Source organism: Dyella sp. 05T440 (genome assembly GCF_056395965.1).
On record NZ_JBFTKN010000005.1, the window covers coordinates 496,913 to 521,700 of the forward strand.

Consider the following 24,788-nt stretch of genomic DNA (forward strand, 5'->3'; position numbering starts at 1 on the left):
CTGAAAGGCAGGCATGGAATCAGCGGCGCGGTCGCACAACAACCGGATGGGATCGAGCCGCGCGTTCTGGCTCAAGCAGCTCCATCAATGGCACTGGATCAGCTCGGCGCTATGTCTGGTCGGCATGCTGCTGTTTGCCATCACCGGCTTCACGCTCAACCACGCCGGACAGATCGAGGCGCAGGCCAACACCGTGCATCACAGTGCCGTCCTGCCTACCGCCTTGCTCAAGGCCGTGAGCGGCGATGACGAACGCAAGGGCGCGCCCTTGCCGGCCGCGGTGGCGGACTGGGTGTCGACCACACTCGATGTCGATGTGACCGGACGTACCGGCGACTGGTCATCCGATGAAATCTATCTCTCCATGCCGCGCCCGGGTGGCGACGCGTGGGTCAGCATCGATCGCGAAACCGGCAAGGTGGAGAGCGAACGCAGTTCGCGCGGCGTCATCGCCTATCTCAACGATCTGCACAAAGGCCGTCATGCCGGACCTGCCTGGGGCTGGTTCATCGACGTGTTTGCGCTGGCCTGCGTGATCTTCGCGGTCACCGGGCTGTTGCTGCTGAAGATGCATGCGGCGCAGCGTGGCGCCACGTGGCCGTTGGTGATCTTCGGCCTGGTACTGCCGTTGTTGCTCGCGCTGATCTTCATCCACTGACATGAAAGCTGTGCGCACGCGCATCACGATGATGGTCGGCCGCCGCGCACCCATACGCGTTTCCCCTTTTTCCCCCGTTTCTGCTCGCGCCCAACCGAGGACACCATGCGCCGTCTCTCCCTGACCATCCCCGCGATCCTGCTGGCCGCCCCGGCTGTTGCGGCCGACCTCAACGTCACCGTGCAGATTCCGCAGCTCAATGTGGCGGAATACCACCGTCCCTACACCGCCGTGTGGGTGGAGCGCGAAGACCATTCCGTCGCCGCCCAGCTGGCCGTGTGGTATGCGCAGAAGGAATCGAAGGAAGGCGCCGGTACCAAGTGGCTGCCGGAGCTGCGCCAGTGGTGGCGTCGCGGCGGTCGCGACCTGCAGATGCCGGTGGACGGCGTGTCCGGCGCGACGCGTCCGGCAGGCGACCAGAAGCTGAGCTTCCATCAAGGCAAGGCGCCCCTGGCTGAGCTGGCGCCGGGCAAATACGAACTCGTGGTGGAAGCCGCGCGTGAAACCGGCGGCCGCGAAGTGGTGCGCGTGCCGTTCACCTGGCCGGCCGCCGCGCCCCAGCAGCTCGCCGCGCAAGGCAGCAGCGAGCTGGGTGCCGTCAAAGTCGATCTCGCCCCCTAATCGAAGGAGAACAACATCATGATCAAGCATTCGTTGAAGTGGGGCGCGCTGGCCATGGCTCTGGCGCTGCCGCTTACCGCGCAGGCGCACAAGATGTGGCTGGTGCCGTCGGCCACCAATGTATCCGGCAACGATCCGTGGGTGACGGTGGATGCCGCCGTTTCCAACGACTTGTTCTATCCCGATCATATGGCGGTGCAGCTGGACCGCGTGGTCATCACCACGCCGGACGGCCAGACGGCCAAACCGGAGAACGCGCTCACCGGCCAGTACCGCAGCGTGTTCGACGTGCACCTGACCCAGCCGGGCACCTACAAGATCGCCGCGGTGAATGGCGGTCTGTTCGCCAACTATGAACTGGATGGCCAGAAGAAGCGCTGGCGCGGCGACGCGGCGGAGCTGGCCAAGGCGATACCTGCCAACGCGAAGAACGTCGAAGTGTCCGAGTCGATCAACCGCGTGGAAACCTTCGTCACCAACGGCAAGCCCAGCGATGGCGCGCTCAAGCCCAGCTGCAAGGGGCTCGAGCTGGTGCCGGTGACGCGCGTCACCGATCTGGCCTCGGGTGAGGCGGCCACCTTCCAACTGCTGCTGGACGGCAAGCCCGCGTCGAACCTGAAGGTGATGGCGATTGCCGGCGAGACGCGCTATCGCAATGCGCCGGAAGAAATCGATGTCACCACCGACAAGGATGGCAAGTTCAGCGTCACCTGGCCGCACGCCGGCATGTATTGGGTGAATGCCAGCACGCAGGACAACAAGTCCAGCATCAAGCAGGCCAAGCTGCGTCGCCTGTCATATGCCGCCACGCTGGAAGTGCTGCCGCAGTAATGCAAGGCGCGAGTGCTGAATCGAAGCGATGGGTGCATCGGTGAGCGAGCTGGTCGTGCAATCCGTGCAAGGCGAGACCATGGGCACGTTCTGGTCGGTGCGCGCGGTGGTGCCGGCACAGTTGTCGCTGGCATCGCGCAGCAAGACCATCCAGGCCGTGCTCGATCTGGTCGATGGGCAGATGAGCACCTACAAGCCCAGCTCGCCGCTGTCGCGTTTCAACGCGGCGCCGGCGGGCACCTGGCATGTGTTGCCGGCCGAGTGCTACGAAGTAGCGCAGCATGCGCTCGAGCTCGCACGTATTAGCGATGGTGCGTACGACCCCACGGTCGGACCGCTGGTGAATCTTTGGGGCTTCGGCCCCGACGCCGCACGGCAAGCACCGCCGTCGCGCGAGGCGATCGACGCGGCGCGCGAACGCATCGGCTGGTGGCGGATCAAGCTGGACGCCGCTACCCATAGCCTCTATCAACCCGGCGGCGTCTATCTCGATCTCTCGTCGGTGGCCAAGGGCTACAGCGTCGACCTGGTCGGCCGCAGTCTCGACGCTGCCGGCATCGACGCGTGGCTGGTCGAAGTCGGCGGCGAATTGAAAGGCAAGGGCAGGAAACCGGATGGATCGCCGTGGCGCATCGGCATCGAACGTCCCGGCGCTGCCGCCGGCGCCGTGCAGCATGCCGACCAGCTCAGCCAGGTGGTCTGCCTCACGGGCAGGGCCATCGCCACGTCGGGCGACTATCGCCGCCAATTCACGGCCGATGGCGTGACTTATTCGCATCACGTGGATCCGCGCACCGGTTGGCCCGTGCCGCACGCCGTCGCCTCGGTCAGCGTGCTGGCCAACGATGCGATGCAAGCGGATCCCCTCGGGACGCTGATGACGGTACTGGGGCCGGAACAAGGGCTGATGTATGCCACCGAGCGCGGTCTCGCCGTGATGTTCATCGTGCATGGCGCACATGGCATGGAAGAACACCTGTCGCCCGCGTTCGAGGCTGCGCTGGCCTCATGAACACGCCTTCCGCCATGTCGACTCGTCCCGCCTGGGGCAATGTGCTCCTTTGCACGTTGCTGGCGCTCCTGGTCGTCGGGCTCATGGGCTTGCATCGGCGCGAATGGGAATGGCACGACCCAGGTGCAACGCGTTGGCTCAGTGCGTTGGCCGTACTGCTGGCATGGGCAGGATTCACCGCCTGGCTGGTGGTCTATCGGCGACGCGCCGCGCAACGGCAGACGGAACGCGTATCGTCCGTCAACGCATCGCAGAGTGATTCCATCCTCATCGCCTTTGCCAGCCAGACCGGCACGGCGGAGCAGTGGGCACTGCAGACGGCGCAAAGTCTCCAGCAGGCTGGCGCATCCGTGCGACTGACCGAGCTCGGGCAACTGGATGTGGCTGCGCTATCGCAGGAAGAACGCGTGTTGTTCGTGGTGAGCACGACGGGCGAAGGGGATGCACCCGATAGCGCGGCCCGCTTTGTCACTCAGTGCATGCGTAGCCCGCAAGCATTGCCAGCGCTGCAATACGGCCTGCTCGCGCTCGGTGACAGTGACTACGACGATTTCTGCGGATTTGGCCGCGTGCTGCAGCACTGGCTGCAGCAGAGCCGTGCCAGACCGCTGTTCGATCCGGTGGAAGTAGACAATGGCGACCCGTCGGCGTTGCGTCATTGGCAGCACCATCTCGCGCTGCTCTCCGGCGCCGCCGAACTGCCGGACTGGCAGCAGCCGGACTATCAACGCTGGCAACTGGTCGAGCGCGTGCTGCTCAATCCAGCGAGCCAGGGTGACCCGTGTTTCCATCTGGCGCTGCGTCCGCACACAGGGCAGGCGACATGGCAGGCCGGCGATCTGGTGGAGATCGGTCCGCGACACGCGGCGGCCGAGGTGGAGCAGTGGTTGGCAACGCACGGACTCGACGGCGACGCATCGGTCGAACACGAAGGACGCCACGCATCGTTGCGCGAATGGCTGGCAGCCAGTCACTGGCCGGAATGCAGCGAAGCATCGCTTACCAACCCGGCTCAGCTGGTGGCGGCGCTGCAGCCGCTGCCGCATCGGGAATATTCCATTGCGTCGGTGCCGTCGGACGGCACGGTGCATCTGCTCGTTCGGCGCATGCAGCGCAATGATGGCTCGCCCGGCATCGGTTCGGGCTGGCTCACGCAACACGCGCAGCTGGGCGGTGATATCGGACTGCGCATTCGCGCCAACCCGGGGTTCCACGCGCCTGTCGACGACCGCCCGCTCGTGCTTATCGGCAATGGCACGGGGCTGGCAGGTCTGCGGGCGTTGCTGAAGACGCGCGTCGAGGCAGGACGGCACCGCAACTGGTTGCTGTTCGGCGAGCGCGAGTATGCCCGCGACTTCTACCATCGCGACGAGATCTTGCGATGGCAGCAGCAAGGCTCGATCGAACGGCTCGATCTTGCTTGGTCTCGCGAGGGCATCTCGCGCGTGTACGTGCAGGACCGCCTGCGTGAATCGAGCGATCTGTTGCGTCAGTGGGTGGAGCAGGGCGCCGCGATTTATGTGTGTGGCAGCCTCGCCGGCATGGCGCCCGGCGTAGACACGGTGTTGCGCGAAGCCTTGGGCGAGGCCATGGTCGAACAACTGCGCGAGGCCGGGCGTTACCGACGCGACGTCTATTGAGTTGCCGTGACCTTTGGCCTATAGGAGCGCCATGCGCGAATGCCGCAGGCTGGGCGTTCCTTCGGGGGAGGGTTACATGGGAACACGGATGGAACACGCGCTGCGCCATGGTTTGGCGCTGGTCTGCCTGGCGTTGTCGTCGCTGGCCTCTGCACAGGACGCGCCGGTTCCGGCGCCCGGTACGCCAATTGCGCCAGCGGTGATCCCGCTCGCCAAGCCTCAAGCTGATGCGCCGCGTGAGGCTAGCGCGCCCGATGCGTGGGGTGGTGTGCGCACAGGCAAAGAGGCGACCTTGTCCGATCGCGTGGTCGCTTATCGCATCGATGCCGAACTGGACGCAGCCAGGCACAGCATCACCGGCAGCGAGCAACTGACCTGGCGCAACCGCAGCAGCCAGCCGGTCAATCGCATCTACCTGCATCTCTATCTCAATGCCTTCCAGAACGAGGGCAGTACCTTCTTCACCGAGCGCAGCGTGCTTACCGCGCATGGCCATTCGCGCGGCGAGGCAGCGCCGAAGAAAGGCGAATGGGGCTGGATGGACCTCAAGACCGTGCAGCAGGGCAATGCTGCACTGAAGTGGCGTTTCGTGCATCCCGATGATGGCCCCGCCACGGACCAGACCGTGGCCGCGATCGATCTTGCCGAGCCCGTGCCGGCCGGAGGCACGCTCACGCTGGATATCGATTTCGTCAGCCAATTGCCGCGCGTGATCGAACGTACCGGCTGGTGGGGCAACTTCCATCTGGTGGCGCAGTGGTTTCCCAAGATCGGCGTGCTCGAACTGCCAGGCGAGCGTGGCGCGACGCAAGTGCAATGGAACGTGCACGAGTACCACTTCAACAGCGAGTTCTACGCCGACTTCGGCAGCTACGACGTGCGCCTCACTGTGCCCTCCGATTACACCGTGGGGGCGGTGGGCGCGCAGAAGGACGAACCTTTCGAACAAAACGGCAAGACGACCTATCACTTTGTGCAGGGCGACGTGCACGATTTTGCCTGGGTGGCCGCCAAGGGCTTCCGCACGCTCGATGGCAGCTGGCAGGGCCCGGGCAGCCCGAACGTGGCGGTGCGCGTGATTTATCCGCCCGAGTACGTGGCCAGCGCGCAACCTGTGCTCAAGTCCACGCTGGATTCGTTGAGTTATTTTTCCGAGACGTTGGGGCCGTACCCGTATCGCACCGTCACCGCGGTCGTGCCGCCATTCAATGCGGAAGAAGCCGGTGGCATGGAGTACCCGACCTTCTTCACCGCCGAAGGCGACAAGACGATCGACAAAGACACCATGGACCAGTGGAATATCGACTTCGTGACCATCCACGAATTCGGCCACGGTTACTTCTACGGCCTGCTCGCCTCCAATGAATTCGAAGAGCCGATGCTGGACGAAGGCATCAACGAGTACTGGGACGAACGCATGCTGCGCGAACGCAACCAGCGCGTGCTGACGCCGAGCTCATGGTTGCGGCGCGCCGGCATCACGCCATCGATGGACGTCTTCACGTTTGAGCGACTCGACGCGGGGCTGCAGCATCCGTTCGATCCGCTGGGACAGAACAGCTGGGATCGTTACTCCAGCTCGAGCTACGGCACGGTCTATTCGCGCACCGCCACCGCCATGCACGATCTGGAAGAGCGCCTGGGCAAGGACGTGATGGCACGCGCCATGCGCGAATACTATCGGCGCTGGCACTTCCGTCATCCCTCCGCGGCAGACTTGCGCGCCACCTTGATCGATGTCTCCGGCAACGCGCGTGCGGTCAACGAGATCTTCGATCAGTACGTCTACGGCACGGCGCGTATCGACGATCGCGTGACATCGATCGACACCATGAAAGTACTGCCCGAGGCGGGCAGCTGGACGAAGGATGGCCAGCGTACCGAGCTCACCGCCGATGATCGCGACGACGAGGTCGAGAAGAAGCGCGATGCCTGGAAGAAGTCGCACCCCAACGCCGGCAAGCACGAGGATGGTCCGTATCAAGTGCGCAGTACGGTGACGGTAGTGCGTGAAGGTGCCGCCGTACCGCAGTTGCTGCGCGTGACGTTTGCGGGCGGTTCGCATGTCGACGTTCCATGGGACGACGATCGCCGCTGGAAGCGCTTTGTGTTCACCGGCGACGCAGCGGTGATCTCCGCCGAGCTCGATCCCGAGCATAAGATCCTGCTCGACGAGAACAAGCTCAATGACAGTCGCACAGTGAAGGCCGACGCCTCGGCCTCGCGCCGCTGGACGGCTGATCTCGCGGCACTGTTGCAGTCGCTGTACGCATGCCTGGTGACGCTGTGATGGCCTACAAGAGTGCTCGTCGTGTCGATATGGGCGCCGTGGCGCTGGCGCCGCTTGCCGCATTGCAGTGGCGCTTGTTGCTGCTGTGGCTGCTGGCGACGTTGATCGCCACTTTGGTGGCGGCGCTCCCTTTGCTGCAGGCACTCGGTAGCTTGCTCGACCGCTCCACGCATACGCATGAGTGGGCGCGCCAGTTCGACGGCCTGATGTTCAGCGATGTGGCCGTGGCCTTGTCGCGCGAGCACGCCACGTTGCATGGCGCGGGGCTGGCCAGCGGCTTGCTCATGTTGCTGTGGCTGCCGTGGCTCAACGGCATGGTGGTGGCCAGCGGCCGGGCGGGGCGCACGCTGGGATTTGCCCAGCTTTTGCAGGGTGGACTGGTCGAGTACGGCCGCATGCTCCGGCTGATGCTCTGGTCGGTGCTGCCCTATGCGCTCGCTGGCCTGCTCGTGCAGATGGGCCTGGACCGCGCCGACGATCGCGGCGATCTCGCCACGCTGCAATCGCAGGCCGATACCGCGCAACACGTGGCCTGGTGGGCAGCAGGTGTCGTGGTTGTGCTGGCGCAGGCCTGGGTGGAATCCGCGCGCGCCTCGTTCATCGCCGACGTCGGATTGCGTTCGGCGTCGATCGCCATGCTGCGCGGCCTCCTGCAGCTGCTGCGTCGACCGGTGTCGACGCTATTGGTCTACCTGCTGCTGACCGCCATCGGTTTCGCCATGGCGCTTGCCTTGGGCCTGGCCCGCATACACACCGTGTCGGTCGGTGCGTCGGGCTTGCTGTGGGGCTTCCTGCTCAGCCAGCTCATCGTGGCGGCCTTGGGCTGGATGCGCATCGCGCGCCTGTTCGCGCTGGCCGATGTGGGGCGCTCGCTGGGCCTGGGTCGGCGGGCCGGGTTCTAAGCACGACGGTTAGGTATCGGCGTGGCGAATCAGCACGATCTCGCGGACGCCTTCGATACATGGCAGTCGACTCCGCGGGACTGAGCATAGGAACCAACGCCAGCGCTGAAGTGTCAACACTCCCATCGCCCCGTTCTGCGAACGGGCGAAGGGAGTGCACGTCTGATGCCGCATTGGAAGCATGCGATAAGCAAAGGCACGACGTTAGCGGTCGTTGCTCTGCTGCATCTACTGATCTTCGTGTACCTGACGATGCCTCCGGCACCCGACTATTGGAGCAACTCAGGGACGATGCTGAGCCGGACTGGCGCGCTACAGCTTGTGTTCCTGAAGCACCCATCCCTCTCATACAGCGTGGTGTTGCCGCATGCCAATCCGGTGCCGGCGCACGCCTTGCCTCGCTCATCCCGAGCCGTTGGTTCCAAGCGAGCGTCTGTGCTTGAGGCGTTAGATGCTCAACCGCCTGCGGAAACCCTCAAGGCGAGGGACCAGGACGGTCATAACAACGGCGGCGCGCCCAAAGATGCCATCGCCGTTGACTCTTCGTATGGAAATCCCTTGTTCAAGGCGTCTCAAGAAGGCTCTCAAGCGCTGGGGCGTCCGCGCATTCCGGGTCACGCAGACAGGGAGTTGGTGAAGACCATTTCCATTGGTGAGCAGTCGAGCCCGAGACGGACACTTCAAGAAGGAGCAAGGTTCTTGAACTGCAGTCAAGTTCGGATGGCCCGCTTTCTTTCCGCCAGTGAAATGGACAAACGCCACATAACGACGCGCGAACTTGATCAGGCATTCACTGAATTCGGGTGCACCTAAACCTTCATTGCGCCGTTGCGCGCGCTCCGGAGAAATGCTCGGCTGAGAGTACGGCGATGAAGAGTCACGTCAGCCGTTGGAAGAGGGCCGCGCACTGAGTAGATATCTGTCAGCCTTCATTTTCGAGGAGGCCGCAGACGAAGGATCAAGCCGTGGGCAATCGCGCCAGCACGATCTCGCCGCCACCTTCGATGCGTACCGGGTGACCGGGGATCGGGTCGATCCACATCATGTCGTTGGCTTCCAGCGACTGCGAGCGGTGATCGGCGATCACCTTGGCGCGGCCGGACAGCAACAGCAGAAACCAGCGCCAGCCGTTGGGCGCCAGCAGCACCATGGCGCCATTCAAGGGCCGGGCCATCAGCTCGCCCTGGGCCTCGCCTCGCAGCTTGAGGTTGAACGTGCGGGTCGGCGCCGTCGGCAGGCAGGCCTGCGGATCGTTGCTGTGGTCGAACTGGGCGATCTGAAAGCGGGTGACGTGTTGCGTGCGACCGTCGGGGAAGGCGATGTCCACCGGGGCGTCCAGCGGCACGAAGTGCCGGCGCAGGTCAGCATGTGCTGGAAAATCGACCTCCTGCTCCATCCCGATCAGGGTCATTTGCCACTGCCAGGCCTCGTCGTCCGGTCCGCAGGCAATCGGGGTGATGACTGCCGTGCCCTTGGCGCAGGGCGCGCCATGGAGACCTTCCATGGACAGCCGCTGCAGCTGGCTCATGCCCAGGCGCGACGCTTTTCGGTGCAGGGCGGGTAATAGGCGAACACGTGGTTGTGGGCGCCAAAGAAATCCATATCGTCGATATGCTCGCCGCCCAGCCGTTCGGCCACGCGGTCGGACGCTTCGTTGCCGATCTTCACCAGGCTGATGACGCGCGGCGAGCCCAGGGCGTGCCAGGCGAAATCGAGAATGGCGCTGCCTGCTTCGGTGGCGTAGCCATGGTGGCGGAAGTCCGGCTTGAGCATCCAGCCCAGTTCCAGGTCCGGCCAACCTTCAGGGCGCATCAGGCCGGCACGACCGATGAATTCGCCGGTGTCCTTCAGCTCCAGCGCCCACATGCCGTAGCCGCGCAGATGCCAGTGGCCGATCAGCATGGCGAGCGAACGCCAGGCGTTGGTGCGGTCCAGCGGCTGGCCGTCGCCGATCCAGCGGGTGCTGGCGGGGTCGGCGAGCATCGCGGCGTAGTCGTCGAAATGCCGTTCGGCGAGGGCGGTAAGGCGCAGGCGCGCCGTTTCAATAACAGGTATGTCGATCATGATCTTCAGCAAGCAAGTCGGGTGCCATCGAGCAGGGCCGCCAATGCGTGAGTGCTCATCCGTAGGCTTTCGGTCCATGACAGGCCAACAATAGGCTGTCCGGTGGCCGCGTCCGTGAAAGCCTCTTCCTCACCCGGCGGCAACAGGTGCCGGTAGTCCACGGTGATCTCCGTGCCGGCAGGCAAATCGCCCGCCGCGAACACGAAGCCCAGATGCCACAGCCCGGTGGGCTCGAAGCTGTGATTGAGATAGCACTCGTCCGGCCAGTCCGGAGAGACCGTATAGCGGTCCTCGAACCAGCGCGCACTCGCATACAGTTGGGCCGAAAGCTCGGGCGAGCCAGTCAGTTCGTCGTAGCGATACGTGCGGTCGATCGCGTCCGGGGCCGTGACGATCTGCCCGGCCGACACGTCCTCTAATAGGAACAACCCCTGGCCCGCGCCGGCGATGTTCGACGCGGCGATGCGATAACGCGGAACAATCATGACAGCCCAATGCCGATGGCAAGGCGGGCGAGTGTAGGCGCATCCGGCCGGGGTTTCCATACCGGCCGAATGCGATTGGTGTACTTAAGTGGTTGACACAGTTTGGTTATTGCCCGCCGCCCTTGGCCGCCTTGGGCGCTGCCTTGGCTGGGACGGCTGCTGCGGCGGGCTTTGCAGCGAGTTTCGCGGCGGGTGCCGGCGAGGAACCGGAGCCGGTCAACAGGATGGCGCTGCGGTTGCGCTCCAGCGTGGCGGGTCCCACCCCTTTGACATGGGACAGGTCGGCGACTGTCTTGAAGGGGCCGTGTTCTTCGCGGTAGGCCACGATGGCCTTGGCCTTCGACGGGCCGATCCCGTCCAGCGAGTTGGACAGCGTGGCGGCATCGGCCGTATTGACATTGACGGGCGTGGCGGCGAATGCCGGCCATGCCAGCGCAAGAACCAACAGTGCTGCTGCGATCTGCTTGATCATGGTCACTCCTCCCTTGGTGGATGCGGCCCTCTCGTGGCCGCCCGAGGACTGTGCCCAGCCGCCGCGCTGGTGGCTGTCGGCAGCGGCGGAATGGGTGACCTGGTATCGCCCGTCACGACGCGTGGGCGCTTGTCGATACGCCAGGCCCCTCTCGCACGTGCTGATACAATGACGGCCTTTTCCCACGCTGTAGGAGTCGTCCATGGATACCGCTCGCCTCAACCGATACATCAGCGGACTGTGGGATGACGAGATCGTGCCGCAGCTGGTCGAGTACATCCGCATTCCGAACAAGTCGCCCATGTTCGATCCCAAGTGGGTGGAGCACGGCTACATGGATGCGGCCGTGAAGCTGATGGAGACGTGGGCGCGCAGCAAGCTCTCCGCGCTGCCGGGCGCCACGCTCGAAGTGGTGCGCCTGGAAGGCCGTACGCCGCTCATCTACATCGAAGTGCCGGGCACGGGCGATGACACCGTCGTGCTGTACGGCCATTTGGACAAGCAGCCGGAAATGACCGGCTGGGCCGAAGGCCTGGGTCCGTGGACGCCCGTGTTGAAAGGCGACAAGCTCTACGGTCGCGGCGGCGCCGACGACGGCTACGCCATCTTCGGCTCGCTCGCCGCCTTGCTGGCGCTGCAAGAGCAGGGCGTGCCCCATGCGCGCTGCGTGGTGCTGATCGAAGCCTGCGAAGAGTCGGGCAGCTACGACCTGCCGTACTACGTCGATCACCTCGCCGACCGCATCGGCAACCCGTCGCTGGTGGTGTGCCTGGATTCGGGCTGCGGCAACTACGACCAGTTGTGGCTGACCACCTCGCTGCGCGGCATGACCGGTGGCGAGCTGACCGTGCAGGTGCTGGAAGAGGGCGTGCATTCGGGCGATGCGTCCGGCGTGGTGCCCTCCAGCTTCCGCATCCTGCGCGAGCTGCTGAGCCGACTGGAAGATCCGCAAACCGGCGCGATCAAGCCCAAGGAGCTGTACGTCGACATCCCGCAGCAGCGCATTGACCAGGCCAAGAAATCGGCCGAAGTGCTGGGCACGGCAATCTACGACAAGTTCCCCTTTGTGGCAGGCATGCACCCGGTCACCGAAGACCTCACCGAACTGGTGCTCAACCGCACCTGGCGTCCGCAACTGGCCGTCACCGGCGTGGACGGCATGCCGCCGCTGGAAAGCGCGGGCAATGTGCTGCGTCCCAAGACCTCGGTGAAGCTCAGCCTTCGTGTGCCGCCGACATTGTCCGGTGCGAAAGCGGGTCAGCTGGTGAAGCAGCTGCTGGAAAAGGATCCGCCGTACGGCGCCAAGGTCAGCTTCAAGCTCGAGAAAGACGGCAGCGGCTGGAATGCGCCGCAGCTGTCGGCGTGGCTGGAAGAAGCGGTGGCCAAGGCCTCGGAAACGTATTTCGGCGCACCGGCGGCCTATATGGGCGAGGGCGGCAGCATTCCCTTCATGGGCATGTTGGGCGAGAAATTCCCCAAGGCGCAATTCCTGATCACCGGCGTGCTTGGCCCGCACTCCAATGCGCACGGCCCGAACGAATTCCTGCACATCCCCACCGGCAAGAAGGTGTCGATGGTGGTGGCCGACGTGGTGGCTCATCACTACGCGCAGGGCGCCAAGGCCTGAACGTGATCGTCGCCCCGGCGCGATGCCGGGGCGACGCAACCGACTGCGCAGGACGCCGGCAGCAGCCGGACGCAAACCCGTGCGGTCTCTGGCAGGGTTTTCAGCGATGTCTGATTCCAGCAACGAGCTTTCCTATCTCGCCGAGAACTGGGCGTCCGTGCGCGAGCGCGTCGACGCGGCGTGCCGTGCGGCGGGGCGTGATCCCGGCGAAGTGTCGATCCTGCCGGTGAGCAAGACGTTCGGCCCGGAGGTGGTGCGTGCCGCCCTGGCGCTGGGCCTTCATCGCTTCGGCGAGAACAAGGTGCAGGAGATTCGCAGCAAGGCCGAAGCGCTGGCTGGCGAGCGCATCGAGTGGGTGGTGATCGGCCATCTGCAGACCAATAAAGCTAAGGATGTAGCCCGACTGGCCAGCGAAGTGCAGTCGATGGATCGGCTGGAGTTGGCCGACGCCCTGCAACGGCGCCTGGAGATCGAGGATCGCGTCGTCGACGTGCTGATCGAGGTGAAGACCTCGCCGGAAGACAGCAAGCACGGCCTGCCGCCCGATCAGCTGCCCGGCTTGCTGGACGCCCTGCGCGCCTATGACCGTCTGAAGGTGCGAGGTCTTATGACGTTGGCCGTCCAGTCGGACGATGCCGCGGCCGTTCGCGCCTGCTTCCGCCAGTTACGCCAGCTGAGCGCGGCCGGAATGGACCAGGGCCATGATTTGGCTCGACTTTCCATGGGGATGAGCGGCGACTTCGCGCTCGCCATTGCCGAGGGCGCGACCGAAATCCGGCTCGGTACGGCGATTTTCGGTGTGAGACAGCTCACAAAACATACGGTACCGAACTGAACATTTGGTTCACTAATTGGTCAATATGTAACCAATTTGACACAGCATTCACCGATAAATCAGTCACTTATCACGCGGCACACCCCAAGCATAGGCCGTGCCAGGTTTCGAAACGACAGGGTACAGTTAACCCCATCCGAACAAACGATCTAGATCCCTTTGCTAAGTTCACGCCTCGATCACGGCCCGTTGACCTGACGACGGCGATTTCCACAAACTGCAAAGGGATGTGTCCCACATGCGAACAAAGCGAATTTTCGCCGCTGCTGCGCTTGCTGGTGCACTGCTTACGTCCCTTCCGCTTTTTGCTGAACCGCTGACCGCCACTCCGGCTTCCACGCCGACGTCGGCAACCGTGACACCGAATCTGATGGGCCAGCTGTCGTTGTTCTCGCCGGCAGCCATGCTTGCCCAGTCCGCCGCTCCCGCCCAGGTCGCTGCCAAGGCCTCGGCCGGCAACACCACCGCCCTGGGTGATGACGAAGACGCCGATGGCGACGGCATGCCGGACAGCGGCGTCAGCGCCGTCGCGGCGCTCGCCAACGACACCTCCGACCTGCGCAAGACCCTGATCGGCATGGCCATGCAGCTGCGTGACATCCGTTACGTGCGCGGCGGTCATGATCCGTCCACCGGCTTCGATTGCAGCGGCTTCGTCCGCTACGTGTTCGCCCATGCCGTCGGCCTCGAGCTGCCGACCAACTCCGCTTCGCAGTTCGTGGCTGGCCTCAACGTCAATCGCGGCGACATGAAGCCGGGCGACCTGGTGTTCTTCCGCACCGCCGGCAAGCGTGGCCAGGGCCGCGTGTCGCATGTGGGCATCTATATCGCCAATGGCCAGTTCATCCATTCGCCCTCGCGCGGCAAGACCGTGCGCGTGGACAGCCTGGACCAGTCTTACTGGGCGCAGCGTTTCGCTGGCGCCAAGCGCCCGGGTGCGCTGGCTCGCAGCTAATTTGGACGTCACCGTCAGTCAAAGGCCGCCTCATGGGCGGCCTTTTTTTATGCGACGTTTCCCGCTGCGGGCAATACAAGTTTCAGCCGCCTAGTTGCTGCAGTTCGTCGGACGCCACGATGCGCAGGCCGCTACCCGGTGCCTTGGCCAGCCGCCACATGGCGGTGGCCACCGTGCCGGCCGAGATGCCGCGCCAGCGTCCTGGCAGTACGCGCGAGAAGGGCGCGGCGAATACTTCGCCCATGCGTGGCTTATGGCGCGAACCCAGCAGCAGCGATGGACGCACGATAGTGAGTCGCGGCCATTCCTGTTTCTGCAAGGCTACTTCCAACTCGCCCTTGGTGCGGTTGTAGAACAAGCGCGAGGTCGGATCCGCGCCCAGCGCGCTGATCACCAGATAGTGGCTGGCGCCAAGCGCATGCGCATGCTTGGCGAGCGATAGCGGGAGGTCGTAATCGACCATGCGGAACGCCTCGCGGGATCCGGCCTGGCCGATGGTGGTGCCCAGGCAACAGAACACCGTGTCAGCCCGTCCGTGCAGCTGCGCGATCAGGTGGCTGACCATGCCTACCGGGTTCTCGAGTTTCGGATGAGGCGCCAATGGCCGACGCGTGGGGGCGTAGACGTGCTCCACCGAGTCATCCGCGAGCAACAGCTCGAGCAGCTTATGCCCGGTCAGTCCGGTGGCACCGGCAAGCAGTACATGGCGCGGCGGCGTGCTCATGGCGACATTGTATGGCGAGGATTGTTATGGCGACCGAAGTCTTGCCTGGCTGCGCTTGAACCCCATGTTGAGCATTCGCTTTCCCCCGGAAGAACCCCGATGTCGCTTTCCTCGTTGCTTGCCATGCCGGGCGTCCATGCGCCCGAGGCCGCCACCCACGGCTACGTGTTCAACCACACCATGATCCGCGTGAAGGATCTGAGTCGTTCGCTGGACTTCTACACGCGCGTACTGGGCTTCACGCCGGTGCACCGCCAGGACTTCGCCGAGGCGGCCTTCACCATCGTGTACCTGGTGCTGGCGCCGGATCGCTCGGTCATCCCCGAGGACGATGCCGCCCGCCTGCGCTGGGTGCTCGGCCAGCCGGGTGTGCTGGAGCTGACCCACAACCACGGCACCGAGCACGACGAGGCGTTTCACTACCACCACGGCAACGCCGAGCCGCGCGGTTTTGGCCACCTGTGCGTCTCCGTGCCGAACGTGCAAGAAGCCTGCGCCCGCTTCGAGGCCTTGGGCGTGACGTTCCAGAAGCGCCTGAGCGATGGACGCATGAAGCACATCGCATTTATTCGCGATCCCGACGACTACTGGATCGAGATCCTGCAGCCGGCTGCGTTCATCGGCTGAGCTGGGCCGTCGTGCTGTTGTCGGGAGAAGTTCTTGATCACGTCGTGATCCCTTGCTTGATGGCACCTCCAGTGCCCCGTCATTCCCGCAAAAGCGGGAGTCCGGTGACTCTCAGGCCCTGAAGCGAAGGCGCTGGATCCCTGCGTTGGCAGGGATGGCGAGCAAGTACGCGGTTTTCCGAGGCTCCCTTTATGGCCATTGGCCGTGGCGATGCACGGCCTCTACCAGTACGCTTGGGAATATTGCCCCGCGGATTCGCCCCGATATGCCGTTTGACCTTCCTCCCGTCACTCGCAACCTGCTGATCGCCAATGTGGCGGTGTATCTCCTGCAGCAGATCATGGGCGAAACGCTGCTGACCTACTTCGCGCTGTGGCCGTGGGGCCCGGACCAGGTCGCCCAGGGGGCGCAGGGCCTGGTCTCGGTAGGTTTCCGTCCGTGGCAGCTGATCACCTATGCCTTCATGCATGGCAGCCTGACGCACCTGTTCTCGAACATGCTGGCGCTCTTCATGTTTGGCGGGCAGATCGAGCGCGTGCTTGGTGCGCGCAACTTCGTCGTCTATTACTTCGTCTGCCTGCTGGTCGCCGCGCTGGCGCAGCTGGTGGTGGTGAACTGGTTTACCGGCGGCTTCTATCCGACCCTGGGCGCGTCGGGTGCGATCTTCGGCATCCTGCTGGCGTTCGGCATGTTGTTCCCGCACGAGAAGATGATCCTGATCTTCCTGCCGATCCCGATTTCCGCCTGGCTGTTCGTGACACTTTACGGACTGGCCGAGCTCTACATGGGCGTGACCGGCACGCAGGCAGGCATCGCGCATTTTGCGCACCTGGGCGGCATGCTCGGTGGTTTTGTATTGATCCAGTACTGGCGGGGCAAGCTCCCCATCAAGCCGCAGCGCAAACTCTGGCGCTGATCGCAGCACTCGCAGTCTTCCGGCAGTTTCCATGACACAGCATCTCCAGCGTCGACTGACGCCGCGCCACATCACCTTCATGGCGCTCGGCATGGCCATCGGCGCAGGCCTGTTCCTCGGCTCCGCCGATGCGATCAAACTGGCCGGCCCTTCGGTTTTGTTTGCCTACCTGTTCGGCGGCGTGATGATCTACATCATCATGCGCGCGCTGGGCGAGATGACCGTGCGCGATCCGGTCGCCGGTTCCTTCAGCGTGTATGCGCAGCGTTATCTCGGCCCCTTCGCCGGTTTCGTCACCGGCTGGAATTACTGGCTGCTGATGGTCGGCGTCGGCATGGCCGAAGCCACTGCCGTGGGCGCGTACATGCACGAGTGGTTTCCCGATTGGCCACGCTGGATCTGGGTGCTGGGCAGCGTGGTGATGATCGGCGGACTGAACCTGCTCACCGTGAAGATTTACGGCGAGATGGAGTTCTGGTTCACCCTGGTGAAGGTGATCACGGTGCTGGCGATGATCGTGGGCGGGCTGAGCATCATCTTTGTTGGCTGGGGCAATGGCGGACGGCCCACCGGCTTGTCGAACCTGTGGTCGAACGGCGGCTGGTTTCCGCACGGCTTGCTCGGCATGGTGCTGGCGCTGCCGGTGGTGGTGTTCTCGTTTGGCGGTGTGGAAACCGTAGGTATCGCCGCTGGCGAAGCGGCACAGCCCGAGCGCACGATTCCACGCGCGGTGAATTCGGTGCTGTGGCGCATCCTGATTTTCTACGTGGGTGCGCTGTTCGTGATCATGGCCATCTATCCGTGGACGGGTCTTGGCGAACACGGCAGTCCGTTTGTCACCACCTTTGCCAAGCTCGGCATTCCGCAGGCGGCCGGTCTGATCAATTTCGTGGTGATCACCGCGGCGCTGTCCGGCTTCAATTGCACCACCTTCAGTGGCAGCCGCATGCTGTACAGCCTGGCCTGCAAGGGGCAGGCGCCGGCGGCGCTGAGCGAAGTGAACGAGCAGGGCGTGCCGGTGCGCGCGATCCTGGTGACGCTCGCGGTGCTGCTGCTTGCCGTGCTGCTGAACTATCTGCTGCCGGCCAAAGTGTTCGGCATGATGATGTCGATCCTCTCGTTCAACACCGTGTGGACGTGGACGATGGTGCTGCTGGCGCACTACAGCTTCCGTCGTCAGCTGCGCGCGCGGGGTGAGGCGCCGGCAGCGTTCCGGCTGCGCTGGTGGCCGCTGAGCGGCATCGTCTGCGTGGCGTTCCTGGGTTTTGTGGTGGTGATGCTGGGCGTCAGCCCGGATACGCGCATCGCGCTCTATATCGGAGCGGCCTGGGTCGCGCTGCTGGCAATCGCTTACCGGTTGTTCCAGGTGCAAGGACGCATGCAGCTGGTGGCGCAAAGCTAGACTCGTGCTCGGCGGGCGAGGGCCCGCGCAGCAGGAGTCTTCACGTGCGCACCATCGGACTGATTGGCGGCATGAGCTGGGAATCCAGCCTGCTTTACTACCAGTGGATCAATCGCGGCATCCGCGATCGATGCGGGCCGCTGTATTCCGCCAGGCTGCTGCTCGACAGCCTGAATTTCCAGGAGATTGCCACTTGGCAACGCGAAGGCGACTGGGATGCCGCCGGCGCAGCGCTGGCCGCATCAGCGCGTCGGCTCGAAGCGGGCGGCGCCGAATGCATCGTGCTGGCGACCAACACCATGCACAAGATGGCGGATGCCATCACTAGTGCGACCCGCCTGCCATTCATCCATATCGCCGATCCCACCGGCGCGGCGATCACCGCCCAGGGTCTGCATTCGGTTCTGCTGCTGGGCACCGAGTTCACCATGTCGGAGAGCTTCTACCGCGCCCGCCTGCAGGAGCGATTCAATCTGCATTGCGTGGTGCCGTCCAAGTCGCAGCGTGCGGACGTCCATCGCATCATCTACGACGAGCTATGCGCCGGCGTGATCAACGAGGCGTCGCGGGAGATCTATCGATCCATCATCGAGGAGGCGGCCATCAACGGTGCGCAAGGCGTCATTCTTGGATGCACCGAAATTGGCTTGCTGCTGCGGCAGGACGATGTCCTGCTGCCGTTGTTCAATACGGCTGAGCTGCACGCCGCAGCGGCCGTGGCTTTTGCGTTGGGTTAGAAGCGTGCGTAGGTGATGCCGCCTGCAGCAGGCGCTGCAGGGCGGCAGAAATGCCGCGATGCGATGTTCCTCGCCTCGCGTTAGCGCAGGGCGAGGAAGTCCGGACTCACCACAAAGCGCACCGCGTCGAGTCGAAGACGCGCCCCCGGCAGCGCCTGCAGCAAGGCGGTGCGCTCATCCGCAACGGCGGCGATTTCAGCCTCGCTGATGGCGGGATTCACGGCACGCAACGCGAGCAGGCGCGAGAGTTCGGCATCCAGCGTGTCGGTGGCCAAGGCCACGGCTTCATCCACATTCGCCTTGGCACGCTCGGCCGCGATGGCCTCCGCCTTCTCCAGCATCGGCGGCACCAGTTTGGCGAGGAACTTGCGGTAGCGAGCCACTTCGATGCTGCGGTCCGCCGCCTTGCGCAGGCCGATGTCGCTCGGGCGGAAATCCGCTCGCTCGATGAGGCGCGTATCGATGGTCACCACGATCGGCTGCGGCGGCAGGAAGCGTTCGGCGTCCAGCTTGCGGTCGGCGACGCATTCGATAAGAAATACCGCCTGCAACAACGCGCTGCGTACCGGCAAGGCATCGTCCACCAGGAAGGCCGCATTGCCTTGCTCGTTGGATAGCGTCAGGTCGAGTGCGCCCAACACCATCGGATGATCCAGCCGCAGCAGCGGCAGCTCTTCGCGCGCGAGCGCCACCTCACGGGCGAACGTCACCGCCTGCGGGCCTTCGGCGAAGCCGGGCAGGGCGTCGGTGGAGAGGTATTGCGGATCGAGCAGCATGACCTTGCCGCCCAGTTCTTCGGCGTGAATGCCGAAGCGCTCGAGCAGACTCTGGATGAAGGCGTCGCGGCTCGGGTCGTTGTCTTCGCGGGTAAATGCCTGCGCCAGTTCATCGGCATGCAGGTCGCGGCTGGCAGCGAGTTCCAACAGGTGATCGCGGCCATCGCGGATCAGCTCCGCCATTTCCTCGTGTGCGCCACGTGTTTCCGCCAGCAGCACCTCGAGTTCCTGGTCGCGATTGTCATCGCCGCGCGCGTGCTCGCTGGCGAGACGGGCGAGCGAGTCGCCAAAACGGCGCAGCAGCTCGCGGCCATCGGCGGGACTGGTACGGAACGCATCCACGCCCTCGTCATACCAGCGGGCCAGCACGTGCTGCGCGCTGTCGGCGACAGCGAGTACATGGATGCTGATGTCGTGCTTCTGTCCGATGCGATCGAGGCGGCCGATGCGCTGTTCCAGCAGGTCCGGATCCAGCGGCAGATCCCACAGCACCAGGCGATGGGCGAACTGGAAGTTGCGGCCCTCCGAACCAATCTCCGAGCACAGCAGCAGGCGCGCACCGTCGGGCTGCGCGAAATACGCCGCGTTGCGGTCGCGCTGCACGATGCCCAGGCCTTCATGGAAGCGGGCCAGGCCCACGCCACTCTTGGTGCGCAGCGCTTCTTCCAGCGCGAGCACCTTGGCCTGGCTGCGGCAGATCAGCAGGAACTTGTCCTGCGGATGCGCGTCGAGCAGGGCGACCAGCGCGTCGATGCGCGGATCGTTGCCGTAGTCGATCTCGATGACTGGCGAGGGTTGCTGGATGTCGGCGTGGAATTCGCCCAGCAAGGCCTGGCGCGCGTCGTCGCTCAGCGTGTCCTTGTCGATCAGGTGCCATACCGGCGCGCGCTTGGGAAAACCGCCGATGCTGGCGCGACGATTGCGGAACATGGCGCGGCCGGTGCCGTGGCGGTCGATCAGCGCGGCGAGGATTTCGCGTGCATGCTCCGGCTTGGTCGTATCGGCCAGGCGGGCCTGCAGGGCATCGTCGCCCGCAAAGGTCTCGCGCAGCGCGGCCAGTTGCGCCTCGTCGAGCGCCTTGCCGTCGAGCAGGCGGTCGGCCACTTTCGACAAGCTGTGGAATTTATCCGACTCGGACAGATAGACGTCCAGATCGTGATAGCGCTGCGGATCGAGCAGGCGCAAGCGGGCGAAATGGCCGCTGCGGCCCAGTTGTTCCGGCGTCGCGGTGAGCAGGATCACGCCCGGCGTGGCCGCGGCGAGCTGATCTACCAAGGTATAGCGCGGGCTGGCGGCTTCGGGCGACCAGGCCAGGTGATGGGCCTCGTCCACCACCAGCAGGTCCCAGCTGGCTTCCAGCAGCTGCTGGGCGCGCTTGGGCGATTGCTCCAGGAAACTGAAGTCGGCGATGACGAGCTGCTCGTCTTCGAAGGGATTGGCGGTGTCGCCGCCCTGTTCCAGCGACTCGCAACGCTCTTCGTCGTAAATGGCGAAGCTGAGGTTGAAGCGGCGCAGCAGTTCCACGAACCACTGGTAGACCAGCGTGTCGGGCAGCAGGATCAGCACGCGGCCAGCGCGCCCGGTGGCCAGCTGACGGGCAATAATCATGCCCGCCTCGATCGTCTTGCCCAGGCCGACCTCATCCGCGAGCAAGACGCGGGGAGGGCGGCGCGAGGAGGCAATGCCCGCCACACGCAACTGATGTGGCACCAGCCCGATGCGCGAGGCGGCCAGGCCCCATGCCGGCGAGCGGCGCGCCTCGGCACGGCGCTTGAGGCCTTCCAGGCGCAGCTCAAAATGGGCTACGGGGTCGGTACGACCACCGATCAGGCGATCATCGGCCTGGCTGACGCTTTGTTCGTCGTCGAGCTGGCCTTCCTCCAGCTCACGGCCTTCGCCGCGATAGACCAGCAGGTCTTCACGTATCTCCACCCGTTCAACCAGAAAGGCCAGGCCCTTGCCGGCCACGCGCTGGCCAGGGCGGAATTCCGCGCGCACCAGTGGCGCCGAGTCGACCGCGTAAGGCCGCAGCACCCCCGCCTTGGCGAACAATACCTGCACACCACGCCCTTCGACGCGCAGCACAGTGCCGAGGCCAAGCTCGGGCTCGGCGGTGGAGATCCAACGTTGACCGGGAACAAACATCAGGGAGAGGGGCCTGCCAGTTGCAAGGACCGCCAATTATCCGCTCAGTGGTTGTCGATGCCTAGCGAAACCGTCGGCTGCTGCTCGATGGCGCAGTGACGGCCGTCACCAATGCGCGGCGGCTGCCGACCGTTTATCGGAAAGATGCCCCCAATCGTCGGCTGCTGGCTGGTTACCTCAAAACTCGTGAGTACAGTGCGCCCATGCGGGTCGGGTGTTCTCGTACCGGCCATTCGTCAACGGAGTGCACCGTTGATGGTTCCAGGGGTAGGGGGCAACGTGAATCGATTGGAATTTGGCAAGCTTGCCAAGCGACGGCCTGTGCCGTGCAGGCGGGCGCCCGTGCGCAGCGAGCAGGGCTTCACCCTGGTGGAGCTGGTGATCACCATGGTCGTGGCCGTCATCTTGATCTCGATCGCCGTGCCCAGCTTCACCCGGATCATCGCGACCAACCGGCTCACCACCACCACCAATGAAATCATCGCGGCGGTGAATGTCGCGCGCATGGAGGCGGTCAAGCGCAACAGCAGTATTGCGTTCTGCAGCGATTCTGCCGCCAACAACACCACCGACACCTTGGGATCGGCCTGCGGTACGCAGGTGGGCGCGATCTATCTGCTGACCAGCGGGACCAACACCACGCAAGTGCGTGCCAGCCTGCCCGGCATCGTGTGGCCAATCCAGCTCAGCGGCAGCGTGACGGCCCTGCGCTTCTCCGGTACGGGCTTCGCCAAGGCAGTGGGTGCCACCGCTCCCTACGGCGGCACGGTAGCCGATATCTGCACCACGGCGACGAGCGCCGACAATCATCAGAAGATCACGATGTCGACCGGTTCGATCATGGCGGTGACGTCTTACACGGGGACATGTCCGTGATGAGCAATCTCATTCTGAGTATGTGCGGCCGGCCGGCTGCATCAAGTCGATCTGAGCGGGTGCGCATGCCTTCACGCGCAAGGGCGCAGTCGGGCGCCGGCCTGATCGAAGTGCTGGTGGCGGTGCTGATCCTTTCCATCGGTTTTCTCGGCATTGCGGCCCTGCAGGCCAAGTCGCTGTCCACCAACAACAGCGCCATGGCGCGCAGCATGGCCACCATCGAGAGCTATACGATCCTCGATTCGATGCGTGCCGACATCAATACCGCGGTGGCCAACGGCTACAACGGCACCTGGAAGGGCAATGCTTGTCCCGCGGCCGGCTCGAGCCTCTCCAGTGTGCAGATCAACCAGTGGTGCACGCATCTTGGCGCCGACCTCGGCGCCACCGCCAACACCATTGGCACGATTGCCTGCACGCCCGCCAGCGGCACGAATTCCGCCAACTGCACCGTCACCATCCAGTTTGATGACAGCCGTGCCGGCCTTAGCGGCACATCCACCCAACAAGTTGTCACGCAGGCCCTGCTATGAGTGAGTATTCCATGCGCCGCACTCGAACGCGCAGGCGAGCCGCTGGCTTCACCTTGATCGAGCTGATGGTGGCCATGTTGTTGGGGCTGATTGTCATCGGCGGCGTGACCAGCGTGTTTTTGGCGGGTCAGCAGACTTACCGTACGAACGATGCGCTGGGCGAAGTGCAGGATGCGTCGCGCATCGCGTTCGAGCTGCTTTCCCGCGACGTGCGCAGCGCCGGTTACACGGGGTGTGACGGAAGCAGCGGCCGCATCGCCAACGTGATCAACGCGCCTATCCCGTGGTACGCCGACTGGAGCAACACCCTGTTGGGGTATGACGATGCCAGCAAGGACCCGGCATTGAGCACGCTCCCCACCAGTGGCGCGACTTCGCCGGTGGCGGCTACCAGCTCGGTGCACACGCTTGGCAGCACCAACCTGGATGTCGTGGTTTCGGCGGTGACGCCAAGCAGTGCAGCCAACATCAATATCAATGCCGCCAGCACGTTGTTGACGACCGGCAGTCTGATCATGGTCTGCGATTTCGACCACTCCACCATCATGCAGGTCGATTCTTATGCTGCCGGTGGCACGGTGGTGACCCACAACAGCGGCTCGGCGATTCCTCCGGGCAATTGCTCGCTGGGCCTTGGCTATCCGACCAGCTGCGGCACCGCCAATGCGTACACCTTCCTCGCCAACGCCAGGATGGCCTTGCTCAGCGGGTCGGTCTGGTATCTGGGCAACAACCCGGCTGGCACGACGTCGCTTTATCGCCTGACTGCCATTTCCAGCGCCACCGGCACCACGGCTACCGCCCAGGAAATGGTGCGCAATGTCACCGCGCTGAAGATCAGCTATTTGCCGTTGGGCAATGCGGCATTTGGCACGGCCGCCAGCGTCACCAACTGGCCGCAGGTAACGGCCGTGCAAGTCCAGCTCACGCTGGCAAGTACGAACAAGCTTGCCGGTGTCGACGGCAAGCCGCTGGTGCGTTCGTTTACCAGCACCACCACACTGCGCAATCGAGTGCCGTGACATGACGATGGCCAACACATTCCGACATCGCGCCGCACGCGGCGAACCCATGAAATCGTCCCAGCGCGGTGTTGCCCTGGTGGTGGCGATGATTCTGTTGATACTCATCACCCTGGTGGGCCTGGCGGCTGTTCGCGGCACCATCATGCAGCAGCGGATGGCGGCGAATCTTTACGATCGCCAGGTGGCGTTCCAGAGCGCCGAAGCGGCAATACGCGAGGCGTCGGCGCTGATTCCCACCCAACCCACGCTGATCTGGCACAACTGCCAGGCCGGTGGCGTGACCTGCCTGCCCAATCCGTTCAACGATCCCACGCTGACCACCGCCAATATCAATCCGGTGGCCACGGGCACCGGAACAGGCGCCTATACCGCCAGCGCGACGGCCGCGAGCCAGCCGGAATACGTGGTGGAAAACATGGGCAACTGGGTTGACCAGAGCAGCAATACGGGTAGTGGGCAGACGGCCAATTGCCGCAATTACGGCGCGCAGGGTTGCTCCAGTTCGGTGGTGTTCTATCGCATCACTGCGCGCAGCGGCAATCCCGCCGTGGTGGGTGACCGTGCCGTTGTCACCTTGCAAGCCATCGTCAAACAGGGCTGATCATGTCGATTTCTCCGTCCATGCAGCACCTGCC

At 64.3% G+C, this 24,788-nt stretch carries 25 protein-coding genes; 19 read left to right on the forward strand and 6 right to left on the reverse strand.

What is annotated here, in order from left to right; translation table 11 throughout:
• The first annotated feature begins 13 nt into the window (after window positions 1–13).
• The 8 genes from AC1DE1_RS09105 (at window position 14) to AC1DE1_RS09140 (ending at window position 8,767) form a co-directional block, all read left to right on the forward strand.
• A complete protein-coding gene (locus AC1DE1_RS09105) occupies window positions 14–658 on the forward strand; it encodes a PepSY-associated TM helix domain-containing protein (protein ID WP_477175442.1) in 645 nt (214 codons plus the stop codon).
• Between the two features lie 105 nt (window positions 659–763).
• Window positions 764–1,279, forward strand: coding sequence for a DUF2271 domain-containing protein (locus AC1DE1_RS09110; RefSeq protein ID WP_441602648.1), 516 nt, complete (start codon window positions 764–766; stop codon window positions 1,277–1,279).
• A gap of 18 nt (window positions 1,280–1,297) precedes the next feature.
• Window positions 1,298–2,110, forward strand: a complete 813-nt coding sequence (locus AC1DE1_RS09115; protein WP_477175443.1) for a DUF4198 domain-containing protein — start codon at window positions 1,298–1,300, stop codon at window positions 2,108–2,110.
• A gap of 28 nt (window positions 2,111–2,138) precedes the next feature.
• Entirely contained in the window at window positions 2,139–3,122 is a 984-nt protein-coding gene (locus tag AC1DE1_RS09120; RefSeq protein ID WP_477175444.1) for an FAD:protein FMN transferase, read from the forward strand.
• Window positions 3,119–4,762, forward strand: a complete 1,644-nt coding sequence (locus AC1DE1_RS09125) for a sulfite reductase subunit alpha (protein ID WP_477175445.1) — start codon at window positions 3,119–3,121, stop codon at window positions 4,760–4,762. Before AC1DE1_RS09120 ends, AC1DE1_RS09125 begins: the two co-directional genes overlap by 4 nt.
• A gap of 76 nt (window positions 4,763–4,838) precedes the next feature.
• On the forward strand, window positions 4,839–7,052 hold the full coding sequence (locus AC1DE1_RS09130) for a M1 family metallopeptidase (RefSeq protein ID WP_477175446.1): 2,214 nt from the start codon (window positions 4,839–4,841) through the stop codon (window positions 7,050–7,052).
• The gene (locus AC1DE1_RS09135; RefSeq protein WP_477175447.1) at window positions 7,034–7,954 is read left to right on the forward strand and encodes a hypothetical protein; all 921 of its coding nucleotides are present in this window, start codon (window positions 7,034–7,036) and stop codon (window positions 7,952–7,954) included. The genes AC1DE1_RS09130 and AC1DE1_RS09135 overlap by 19 nt, the downstream gene beginning before the upstream one ends.
• Before the next feature lie 165 nt (window positions 7,955–8,119).
• Window positions 8,120–8,767, forward strand: a complete 648-nt coding sequence (locus AC1DE1_RS09140) for a hypothetical protein (RefSeq protein ID WP_477175448.1) — start codon at window positions 8,120–8,122, stop codon at window positions 8,765–8,767.
• Window positions 8,768–8,912: 145 nt separating this feature from the next.
• Here AC1DE1_RS09140 and AC1DE1_RS09145 read toward each other — a convergent pair whose 3' ends face one another.
• The 4 genes from AC1DE1_RS09145 to AC1DE1_RS09160 all read right to left on the reverse strand — a co-directional run bounded on the left by AC1DE1_RS09145 (window position 8,913) and on the right by AC1DE1_RS09160 (window position 10,975).
• Window positions 8,913–9,482, reverse strand: a complete 570-nt coding sequence (locus AC1DE1_RS09145; RefSeq protein ID WP_477175449.1) for a HutD family protein — start codon at window positions 9,480–9,482, stop codon at window positions 8,913–8,915.
• Window positions 9,479–10,018: a GNAT family N-acetyltransferase gene (locus AC1DE1_RS09150; protein ID WP_441602655.1), complete on the reverse strand. Its 540-nt coding sequence runs from the start codon at window positions 10,016–10,018 to the stop codon at window positions 9,479–9,481. Before AC1DE1_RS09150 ends, AC1DE1_RS09145 begins: the two co-directional genes overlap by 4 nt.
• A 5-nt stretch (window positions 10,019–10,023) precedes the next feature.
• Window positions 10,024–10,503, reverse strand: coding sequence for an SET domain-containing protein (locus tag AC1DE1_RS09155; RefSeq protein ID WP_441602656.1), 480 nt, complete (start codon window positions 10,501–10,503; stop codon window positions 10,024–10,026).
• A gap of 106 nt (window positions 10,504–10,609) precedes the next feature.
• Window positions 10,610–10,975: a ComEA family DNA-binding protein gene (locus AC1DE1_RS09160; RefSeq protein ID WP_441602657.1), complete on the reverse strand. Its 366-nt coding sequence runs from the start codon at window positions 10,973–10,975 to the stop codon at window positions 10,610–10,612.
• 202 nt (window positions 10,976–11,177) lie between these two features.
• Here AC1DE1_RS09160 and AC1DE1_RS09165 point away from each other — a divergent pair, with 202 nt between their 5' ends.
• The 3 genes from AC1DE1_RS09165 to AC1DE1_RS09175 all read left to right on the forward strand — a co-directional run bounded on the left by AC1DE1_RS09165 (window position 11,178) and on the right by AC1DE1_RS09175 (window position 14,392).
• The gene (locus AC1DE1_RS09165) at window positions 11,178–12,602 is read left to right on the forward strand and encodes a M20 family metallopeptidase (protein ID WP_441602658.1); all 1,425 of its coding nucleotides are present in this window, start codon (window positions 11,178–11,180) and stop codon (window positions 12,600–12,602) included.
• 106 nt (window positions 12,603–12,708) lie between these two features.
• Window positions 12,709–13,437 carry a YggS family pyridoxal phosphate-dependent enzyme gene (locus AC1DE1_RS09170; RefSeq protein WP_477175450.1) on the forward strand — a complete coding sequence of 243 codons (729 nt, stop codon included), beginning with the start codon at window positions 12,709–12,711 and terminating at the stop codon, window positions 13,435–13,437.
• 238 nt (window positions 13,438–13,675) lie between these two features.
• Window positions 13,676–14,392 carry a C40 family peptidase gene (locus AC1DE1_RS09175; protein ID WP_477175451.1) on the forward strand — a complete coding sequence of 239 codons (717 nt, stop codon included), beginning with the start codon at window positions 13,676–13,678 and terminating at the stop codon, window positions 14,390–14,392.
• An 82-nt stretch (window positions 14,393–14,474) separates the two neighbouring features.
• Here AC1DE1_RS09175 and AC1DE1_RS09180 read toward each other — a convergent pair whose 3' ends face one another.
• On the reverse strand, window positions 14,475–15,116 hold the full coding sequence (locus tag AC1DE1_RS09180; protein ID WP_477175452.1) for an NAD(P)H-binding protein: 642 nt from the start codon (window positions 15,114–15,116) through the stop codon (window positions 14,475–14,477).
• Between the two features lie 99 nt (window positions 15,117–15,215).
• On the opposite strand from AC1DE1_RS09180, the gene gloA reads away from it, so the two are divergent.
• From gloA to AC1DE1_RS09200, 4 genes are all read left to right on the forward strand, one after another.
• Window positions 15,216–15,743, forward strand: coding sequence for a lactoylglutathione lyase (gene gloA, locus AC1DE1_RS09185; protein WP_477175453.1), 528 nt, complete (start codon window positions 15,216–15,218; stop codon window positions 15,741–15,743).
• A 265-nt stretch (window positions 15,744–16,008) separates the two neighbouring features.
• Window positions 16,009–16,659 (forward strand): rhomboid family intramembrane serine protease, encoded by a 651-nt coding sequence (locus tag AC1DE1_RS09190; RefSeq protein ID WP_477175454.1) that lies wholly within the window; start codon window positions 16,009–16,011, stop codon window positions 16,657–16,659.
• Window positions 16,660–16,690: 31 nt separating this feature from the next.
• Entirely contained in the window at window positions 16,691–18,061 is a 1,371-nt protein-coding gene (locus AC1DE1_RS09195; protein WP_441602664.1) for an amino acid permease, read from the forward strand.
• Window positions 18,062–18,105: 44 nt separating this feature from the next.
• The gene (locus tag AC1DE1_RS09200) at window positions 18,106–18,798 is read left to right on the forward strand and encodes an aspartate/glutamate racemase family protein (protein WP_477175455.1); all 693 of its coding nucleotides are present in this window, start codon (window positions 18,106–18,108) and stop codon (window positions 18,796–18,798) included.
• Window positions 18,799–18,878: 80 nt separating this feature from the next.
• On the opposite strand, the gene rapA is transcribed toward AC1DE1_RS09200, so the two are convergent.
• The gene (gene rapA, locus AC1DE1_RS09205; protein ID WP_477175456.1) at window positions 18,879–21,719 is read right to left on the reverse strand and encodes an RNA polymerase-associated protein RapA; all 2,841 of its coding nucleotides are present in this window, start codon (window positions 21,717–21,719) and stop codon (window positions 18,879–18,881) included.
• 342 nt (window positions 21,720–22,061) lie between these two features.
• On the opposite strand from rapA, the gene AC1DE1_RS09210 reads away from it, so the two are divergent.
• From AC1DE1_RS09210 to AC1DE1_RS09225, 4 genes are all read left to right on the forward strand, one after another.
• The gene (locus AC1DE1_RS09210; protein ID WP_441602667.1) at window positions 22,062–22,595 is read left to right on the forward strand and encodes a GspH/FimT family pseudopilin; all 534 of its coding nucleotides are present in this window, start codon (window positions 22,062–22,064) and stop codon (window positions 22,593–22,595) included.
• 65 nt (window positions 22,596–22,660) lie between these two features.
• Window positions 22,661–23,128, forward strand: coding sequence for a type IV pilus modification protein PilV (gene pilV, locus AC1DE1_RS09215; protein ID WP_441602668.1), 468 nt, complete (start codon window positions 22,661–22,663; stop codon window positions 23,126–23,128).
• Window positions 23,129–23,139: 11 nt separating this feature from the next.
• On the forward strand, window positions 23,140–24,150 hold the full coding sequence (locus AC1DE1_RS09220) for a prepilin-type N-terminal cleavage/methylation domain-containing protein (RefSeq protein WP_441602669.1): 1,011 nt from the start codon (window positions 23,140–23,142) through the stop codon (window positions 24,148–24,150).
• Between the two features lie 49 nt (window positions 24,151–24,199).
• On the forward strand, window positions 24,200–24,754 hold the full coding sequence (locus AC1DE1_RS09225; RefSeq protein ID WP_441602670.1) for a pilus assembly PilX family protein: 555 nt from the start codon (window positions 24,200–24,202) through the stop codon (window positions 24,752–24,754).
• Window positions 24,755–24,788: the final 34 nt, after the last annotated feature.